The organism is Kitasatospora sp. MY 5-36 (genome assembly GCF_001182915.1).
Taxonomy (GTDB): Bacteria; Actinomycetota; Actinomycetes; order Streptomycetales; family Streptomycetaceae; genus Kitasatospora.
This window is the reverse complement of record NZ_LFVW01000552.1, coordinates 1-7,828: the sequence shown is the minus strand read 5'-3', so window position 1 is coordinate 7,828 and position 7,828 is coordinate 1. Positions and strand designations below refer to the sequence as shown.

Genomic DNA, 7,828 nt, shown 5'->3' with positions numbered 1-7,828 from the left:
CGCCGCCGGTCGGGCGCCGCGGCCGTGCCCCCGGACGCCGCCGGTACCCATGGCCAGTGCCGTGACCCCCGCGCCGAGCCCGGCGGCCACCACCGCCCCGCCCGCGAGCAGCCCCCTTCGATCCACCCCGGCGCCCCGCGCGGTCGGTGGCTGGTCCTGCGCCTTTCCGGTTTCGGCATGCATGGGCGACATTGGAGACGATAGAACACGCCGTATGCAACTTTTGACCACACGTCACCCGCGGTCCGGCACGACACCCCCACCCGGGGCCCGCGTCGCCAGGCGCCTGCCCGCCCTGCTCGCCGCCGCCGTCCTGGCGCTGGCCGGCTGTTCCTCGGGCGGCTCGTCCTCCTCCGACGCCAAGCACCCGGACGGCACGGTCATCCGCGTCCCGCAGCACTTCCCGACCATCCAGCAGGCCGTGGACGTCGCCCGCGAGGGGGACACCGTGCTGGTCGACCCGGGCACCTACCGGGAGAGCGTGCGCCTCACCAAGCCCCGGATCGTGCTGCGCGGCACCGACCGCAACACCGTGGTGCTGGACGGCGGCCTGCGGCTGGTCAACGGCATCACCGCCTCCGGCCCCGGCTCGGTGGTGGAGAACCTCACCGTCCACGGCTACCTCGCCAACGGCGTGCTGTTCACCGGCGTCACCGACGAGAAGCTCCAGCAGCACGGCGCCGGCGGCTCCGCCTACAACCCGCTGGACACCGTGCGCTTCCCGGTGGTCGAGGGCTTCCGCGCCAGCAGTGTCACCGCGTACAACAACGGCCTGTACGGGATCTACGCCTTCGACGCCCGCGGCGGCGTCATCGAGGACTCGTACGCCTCCGGGGGCGCCGACTCCGGCATCTACGTCGGCCAGTGCAAGCCCTGCGACACCCTGGTGCGGGGCAACACCGTCGAGCGCAACGCCGTCGGCATCGAGATCACCAACGCCTCCGACGGGCTCACCGTGGTCGGCAACCGGGTCACCGGGAACCGGGTCGGCGTCACCGTCAACTCCAACGACCTCGAAGCCCTCGCCCCGCAGCACGGCGCGGTGATCGTGGGCAACGTCGTCACCGACAACAACGCCACCGACACCCCCCAACAGGCCGACGGCGCCTACGGGATCGGGATCGGGATCGGCGGCGGCACGGCGAACCAGGTGCAGCACAACCTGGTCCAGGGCAACCGCGCGGCCGGCATCGTCATCACCGACCCGCCCGGGCACCCGGCGAGCGGCAACCGGGTCGAGGGCAACCGGGCCACCGGCAACGGCACCGACCTGGTGCTGGCCTCCGTCGACCCGGGCAACTGCTTCACCGGCAACCAGCCGGCCGTCCAGAGCCCGGACGGCCTGGAGACGCTGGCGGGCTGCGCCGCCCAGGGCCGGAGCGCCCCGCCCTTCGGCCGCACCAGCCCCGTCCAGGCGCCGCCCGGCATCCCGTTCAGCCAGGTGCCCGTCCCGCCCGCGCAGCCCTCGCTGCCGGACCCGACCGCGCCCGGCCGCCCGGCGACCGACCTCCCGGGGCCGGTCGACCCCGGCGCCTACCCGCTGCCGGAGTCCGCGGACGCCGTCCCGAAGCACTGACCGGCCGCGCCGGGCGGGCCCGCGGACTCCTGCTCCCCGCGGGCCCGCCCGGCGCCGGTCACCGGTCGTGCGGCAGCCAGGGGCCGGGGATCAGCCGGTTGACCACCGTCACCGTGATCCCGTCGCCGAGGTTGTCGCAGGTGAGCACCAGCGGCCCGAAGACCGTCCGGTCCGCCGCGTAGCCCTCGGGCGGCCTCAGCTCCACCCAGTAGTACGTCCCCGGCCCGCCGCGGCCCCGGCAGACGCCGTCGGTCCCGGTCGTGCAGGGCTCGCCGACCGGCGTGTCACCGCGCTCGCGGCCGGGGCCCGGCCAGCCGAGCCACCCCGACCACCCCGGCCACCCCGGTCCGCCGCTGACCCGCCACAGCTGGAACGTCGCCCCGGCCAGCGGCCTGCCGTCCTGGTCCACCTTGACCAGGGTCAGCACGCCGCTCGTCGGGCGGAAGCCGAAGTCGAGGGTGTGGTCGTTCTCGCCCGGTCCGCCGGTGGTCAGCTCCCGTTCGGCGTACTTCCCGCCCCTCGGGACGACGCCCTTGGAGTTGACGAACGGGTCGTCGCCGACGTCGTGCCGGGTGGGCGCCCACTCGTACAGCGGGCCGCCCTCGGCGTAGTCGGCCGGCTCGTCCAGCCGGAGGGTGTACCGGGTGCGCGGCGCGAGGCCGCCGGTGACGTTCGAGTCGTCGAAGTAGTACTCGCCGCGCGCCGAGGTCCTCGTCGTGCCGACCAGCGCGCCCGCCCCGTCGTACAGGTGCACCGTGACACCGGGGACCGGGCGCCCGCCCGGACGCTGGATGCCCGTGCGCCCGGGGTCGTACCAGACCCGGTTGCCGATCTGCAGCGGCGCCCGGTCGCAGAGCACCTCCAGGTCGCCCATCGAGGCGCCCTTGCCGAACGGCGCGGGCACGTCCGCCGGGTTGAGCCGCAGGCCGGTCCCCGGAGCCTGCCGGCCGTCCGCCCGCTGGATGAAGGCCGTCCCGTAGCCGAAGGCCGTGTTGTTCGGGTCGTACCCGGAGATCCCGATGGTGCTCTCGACCTTGGACAGCGCCATCCCGGCGTAGTCCGCGTTGTGGTGGACGCCGAACCGGCTGGTGTCGAAGAAGCGGGTGCCCCGGGGCGAGAGCCCGCACCCGTTGTCGGTGTCCAGCACGTACGTGCCGTTCTCCGCGCAGGCCTTGTCCAGGTCACCGCCCGACAGCACCTCGCCGACCGCGGCGCCCGAGGCCGACTGGCCCGTCGCCCGGTCGGCCAGGCGGTCGCGGAAGGCCAGCAGCATCGAGCCGTCCGTCTCGAAGCCGACCTCGGCCAACTCCGGTTCCGGCTGGGCCCGGTAGCCGGAGCAGGCCTGGCCGTTCTGCGAGGTCGGGTAGGTGTCCGTCCACGGGAACCAGCCCGCGCCGTCGCACGGGCCGCTGCCCACGGTCGACTGCCGCGGGTAGTCCAACGGCTGGTCCAGGACGGCCGGTTGGAACAGCCCGGTGGCGGGGTCGAAGGGCAGCACGACCGCCCGCAGGTCCGAGGCCCGGCCCGTCGACTCGCCCGAGCAGACACCGCCCAGGTAGCCGACGCCGTCCTGGAGGCCCAGGCCGAACGGCCGCCAGTCCCCGGCCGAGGGGCAGCCCGGGTCCGGGACCGGGTAGACGGCCGTCGGCGCCGCGGCCGTCGTCGCGGTGGCGTCGTAGCGGTACAGCGCACGGGAGTTGAGGTTGACGACGAACAGGTCCCGGCCGTCCTCGGTGACCTTGAGCCCGCCGAGGCTCTCCTTGCCCGGCACGGTCAGGAACGCGTCGTCCGACCCCGGCGCGTGCGCCGTACCGCCGGCGTCCGGGACGGTGGCGAACAGCGTGGTGGTCTTCCGCGCCGGGTCCGTCACGTAGATCCCGCCGGCGCCGCCCGGACCGTAGTCGGTGGTGCGCTTGGCCGCCGCCGAGGAGAACACCCGCCGGTCGGCCTTGTTCCACGCGATGCCGAACAGCGTGCCCGTCTGCGCGTCGGTGGCGATGCCGGTGACGTCGACGTCCACGCCGTCCTGGCCGCGCGCACTGTACGGGAACGACACCAGCGTGCGCTGCGCCCCGCCCTGCCAGGTGGTGTTCTGACATGTCGTCACCAGCGGGGCGTTCTTCTGGCAGTAGTCGCCCGGGTACCAGAACCCGGTGGTGTACGCGACGTTCCGGCCGTCGGAGAGGTCGACGAACTCCTCGTTGGAGCTCAACTGGTTCGGCGCGCCGTCCAGGCCCTGGCGCGAGGCGAAGGCCGGGAAGAGCGTGCCCGGCTTCGGATTCACCACCCGGACGCGGTACTTGCCGTCGGTCGCCGTGCTAGCGGCCGGGGCCAGCGTCACCGTGCCGTCGGTGCCCGTGGCGCCCTCGGTCCTGGTGCCCGCGTCATCCGTGAGCGTCACCGTCACGCCCGCGATCCCCGGCTCCAGCGCGGGCGTCCACACACCGGTGGCGTCCACCGCCCGGACCACCCGGACCGTCACCGCCCCGACACCGCCCTGCGCGGAGGCCCGAGGGGCCGCCACGAGTCCCGCGCCGGCCAGCACGACGGCGAAGGCCGCCGTCAGCGCGGCCCGGCGCGTCCGTCTTCTCGTCCTCTTCAAGGTTCCGTCTCCCCTCACCGACGGGCGCAGGCCCGATCCGGACAGGACCCCCAGGACAGCGGCCACCGGTCGTCCACGTCCCGCCCTCATCGCACATTCACCGGCGCGGGTGACGGAAAGCGCCGGGAAATCGCATCGAGTTCGGACACGGCCTCACTAGTTCGCATACTTCCCGACCACATCTCCGGGGCGTCCCCGATGAGACCGACGGCACGCCCGACCCGCCTGTGCGGCATGATCGGTACGCACCGCCCGCCGACGGCGGAGCCCGCCGAGAGGGAGGCCGCGCCCGATGCCCGACGGCTTGACCACCGACCTCGTACTGGCCTGCACCGTCCTGCTGGGCGCCTCCGTCCAGCGGCTCGCCGGGATCGGCTTCGCCCTGGTCGCGGCGCCCGTCCTGGTGCTGCTGCTCGGGCCGGGCGACGGCGTCACGCTGTCGAACCTCGCCGCCGGGGCCATCAGCGCCGTCGGCCTGCTGGGCAGCTGGCGCCAGGTACGGCTGGCGGCGATGCTGCCCCTGATCCTCGCCGCGGCCTGCACGGTGCCGGCCGGGGTCTGGGTCGCGGCGACGATTCCGACGCCCGGACTGCTCGTCGGCATCGGCGCGCTGGTCACCCTGGCCTCGCTGCTGGTGCTGCGCGGGGTCCGGGCGGCCGCGCTGCGCGGGGTCGGCGGCGCCCTGGTCGCGGGCGCCACCAGCGGGTTCATGAACTCGGCCGCCGGGGTGGGCGGTCCGGCCGTCTCCCTGTACGCCGTCAACACCGGCTGGACGGCGCGCGAGTTCCTGCCCAACGCCCAGTTCTACGGCGTGGCGGTGAACGCCTTCTCCCTGGCGGGCAAGGGGCTGCCCGCGCTGTCCGGGACCGCCTGGTGGCTGGTGGCCACCGCGCTCGCGGGCGGCGCGGCGATCGGCCGGCTGCTCGCCGCCCGGGTGCCGGAGACCCGCGCCCGGCTGGTCGTGCTGGGCCTGGCCCTGGCGGGCGGGCTGACCACCCTCGCCAAGGGCGTCTCGGGGCTGGGCTGAGCGCGCCCGGCCCTCCGCCGCCGGTCGACGAACCACCGGAAACCGCCTGAAACCCACCGGACACTCCGGACGCCCCCGGATGAGCCCGACACCCGTACCGACACGGACAGTTCGGGACGCCCCGGGCACTTCGGAAACCGCCCGAACGGCCCTCCGCGGACATGACATACTGCCTCGGTGACCTCAGCAGACCTGGCCGCGAAGCCGTCCAAAAGCCGTCCCCAACTGGGCCGGAAGTTCAACCTGCTGTGGTCCGCGTCGGCGATCTCATCGGTCGGCGACGGCATGCGGGACTCCGCCCTGCCGCTGCTCGCGGTGGCCGTCTCCGACTCCCCCAGCGCGGTCTCCGTGGTCTCCGTCTCCGCCTCGCTGCCCTTCCTGCTGATGTCCCTCTACGGCGGGGTGCTCGCCGACCGGGCCGACCGGCGGCGGCTGATGTGGACCATCGACGCCGCGCGCGCCGTCGTCGTCCTCGGCTTCGCCGCCTGGGTCTTCCTCGCCGACCCGCCGCTGGTCGCGCTCGCCGCCCTGGCCTTCCTGCTCGGCTGCGGCGAGACGGTCTTCTCCAACGCCGCCACCTCCGCCGTCCCCGAGCTGGTCCGCCCCGACCAACTCGACGCCGCCAACGGCCGGATGCAGGCCAACATGCTGGTCGGCGGCAACCTCATCGGCCCGCTGCTCGGCTCCGCGCTGTTCGCCGTCGCCGCCGCCCACCCCTTCGCCGTGGACGGCGTCTCCTTCGCGCTCGCCGCCGTCCTGGTCGCCGCCACCGGCCGCTCCACCGCCCCCAGCACCCGGGCCGACCGCCGCCCGGTGCTCACCGAGATCCGCGAGGGCGTCGACTGGCTGCTCCGCCACCGCGACGTGCGGATGCTCGCCGTGCTCTCCACCCTCGGCGCGCTGGCCTGCTTCATGGGCACCACCATGATGGTCCTGATGGTCACCAAGGTCATCCACGCACCCGCCGCCTCCTACGGCATCGTGCTCGCGGCCGGCGCCATCGGCGGCACCGCCGCCAGCACCCTGGCCGGCCGGCTCAGCCGACTGCTCGGCCGGGGCACCCGGATCGCCCTCGCCTTCCTGCTGATGGGCGTCTCGCTGATCCTGATGGGCCTGAGCACCTCGGTGGCCGAAGTCGCCGCGCTGTACGGCGTGATCGGCTTCGGGATCGTCACCTGGAACATCCAGGCGATCTCGCTGCGCCAGCAGGCCGTACCGAAGGAACTGCTCGGCCGGGTCAACAGCTGCTACATGCTGCTGAGCCGCCTCGGCATCATGGCCGGCGCCGCCCTCAGCGGCTGGATCGCCTCCGTCGTCAGCATCCGCACCCCGCTCCTCGTCGGCGGCGGGCTGCTGCTGGTCCTGCTGGTCGCGGTGCTGTTCCTGCTCCCGCGGATGACGGCGCTGGAGACCGTCCCGGCCGCCTCGGAGCCGTCCGACGCCGAGTAGTCTCCGCCGGGCCGTTGCGCGTCCTCCCGCCCAACGGCCGCTGTCCGCCGGTATGGTGACCGCGGGGGGTGTGCCGGGAAGTCTGGTCGGCGGGCAGCTGCTCGCCCGTCCTGAGGAGAGCCATGAACACCGACCGCCCCGCCGCCTCCGGTACCGCCGCGCCGCCCGTCGGGGCCGACCGCGACCTCGGCCCCGGGCTCGGCCCGCTGGTGCGGGTCGACGGCAGCTGGTACATCGGCGACCACGAGAGCAAGGCGTATCTCGCCGTCCTCCCCGAGGGGTTCGAGCACCGCGTCACCGGACGGGAGCCCTTCCTGGTCCCGTGGAAGCGCCTGATGAGCCTGAAGCTCGGGGTCACCAGCGGCCGGTTCCTCAGTACACCGGCCGGCGGGCTCCTGACCGGTCACCACGCGCCCCACGAGGCGATCGGCACCCACGGCTCCTGCCTGAGTGCCATGGTCCGGCACCCCTACGACCTGTGGAGCCCCCGGTTCGTCCACCACCGGCGGTGGTACCCGGCGCCCGAGATCACGCTGCTGCACCAGCTGCTGGGGAACATCGTCGACCTCGGCCGGGTCGAACGGCTCGGCGACGACGCCTGGCTGACCTCCGTCGTCGAGGAACTGGCGGCGGACCGCCTCCTCCGGAAGTGGCGCACCAGCAAGGCCGTCGCGGACGGCGTACGGGAACTCATCGCGCGCGGGGCGTGACCGCCGGGTTCGAGCGCCGCTCCGTACTCCGATGCGCCGCCCAGGCCCCGGAGGCCGCGCGGGCGGGTGCTGCCGCCCGCGCGGTGGCCCGGCATCAGGCGGGCAGGCGATCGGGCGGGGTGGTGGGACGGGGCCGGGCGGTGCTGAGGGCGGCCAGGGCCGGGGTGGCGGCGAGGGCGAGGCAGAGGGGCAGCGGCAGGTGGTCGGCGAGCAGGCCGGCCAGCGCGGTGCCGCCCGAACTGCCCGCGTTGAAGCACGTGTTGACCCAGGCGCCGGCGCGCGTCCGGTGGCCGGGCTCGGCGAGTTCGTCGGCGAGCAGGTAAGCGGTGGTGAGGGTCGGGGCCACGGTGAGGCCGGCCAGGGCGGCGACAGCCGCGAGGAGCGGGACCGTCGGGGCGAGGGCGGTCAGGGCCAGCGCGCCGGCGAAGGCCGCGGTGAGGACGGCGAGCCGCCGCCGGGCCGGG

General features: G+C 74.6%; 6 protein-coding genes and 1 pseudogene. 4 read left to right on the top strand and 3 right to left on the bottom strand.

What is annotated here, in order from left to right; all coding sequences use genetic code 11:
• Positions 1-183: pseudogene (locus tag AE652_RS48545) on the bottom strand (hypothetical protein); the annotation flags it as partial.
• Positions 184-214: 31 nt separating this feature from the next.
• On the opposite strand from AE652_RS48545, the gene AE652_RS29805 reads away from it, so the two are divergent.
• Positions 215-1,576, top strand: coding sequence for a nitrous oxide reductase family maturation protein NosD (locus AE652_RS29805; protein WP_082346059.1), 1,362 nt, complete (start codon positions 215-217; stop codon positions 1,574-1,576).
• A gap of 58 nt (positions 1,577-1,634) precedes the next feature.
• On the opposite strand, the gene AE652_RS29800 is transcribed toward AE652_RS29805, so the two are convergent.
• Entirely contained in the window at positions 1,635-4,178 is a 2,544-nt protein-coding gene (locus AE652_RS29800; protein WP_234348585.1) for an SdrD B-like domain-containing protein, read from the bottom strand.
• 292 nt (positions 4,179-4,470) lie between these two features.
• On the opposite strand from AE652_RS29800, the gene AE652_RS29795 reads away from it, so the two are divergent.
• The 3 genes from AE652_RS29795 (at position 4,471) to AE652_RS29785 (ending at position 7,364) form a co-directional block, all read left to right on the top strand.
• Complete coding sequence (locus AE652_RS29795) at positions 4,471-5,205, top strand: sulfite exporter TauE/SafE family protein (protein WP_049657085.1); 735 nt, start codon at positions 4,471-4,473, stop codon at positions 5,203-5,205.
• A gap of 177 nt (positions 5,206-5,382) precedes the next feature.
• Positions 5,383-6,654 (top strand): MFS transporter, encoded by a 1,272-nt coding sequence (locus tag AE652_RS29790; RefSeq protein WP_049657082.1) that lies wholly within the window; start codon positions 5,383-5,385, stop codon positions 6,652-6,654.
• A 122-nt stretch (positions 6,655-6,776) separates the two neighbouring features.
• Positions 6,777-7,364 carry a hypothetical protein gene (locus AE652_RS29785; RefSeq protein WP_049657080.1) on the top strand — a complete coding sequence of 196 codons (588 nt, stop codon included), beginning with the start codon at positions 6,777-6,779 and terminating at the stop codon, positions 7,362-7,364.
• A gap of 94 nt (positions 7,365-7,458) precedes the next feature.
• On the opposite strand, the gene AE652_RS29780 is transcribed toward AE652_RS29785, so the two are convergent.
• Positions 7,459-7,828 (bottom strand): MFS transporter (locus tag AE652_RS29780; protein ID WP_049657078.1); only part of this gene is annotated, 370 nt, incomplete at its 5' end.

Excerpts from the sequence above, each read along its gene's own strand:
- AE652_RS29805 (WP_082346059.1), top strand. The coding sequence starts at position 215 with ATGCAACTTTTGACCACACGTCACCCGCGGTCCGGCACGACACCCCCA.
- AE652_RS29795 (WP_049657085.1), top strand. The coding sequence starts at position 4,471 with ATGCCCGACGGCTTGACCACCGACCTCGTACTGGCCTGCACCGTCCTG.
- AE652_RS29785 (WP_049657080.1), top strand. The coding sequence starts at position 6,777 with ATGAACACCGACCGCCCCGCCGCCTCCGGTACCGCCGCGCCGCCCGTC.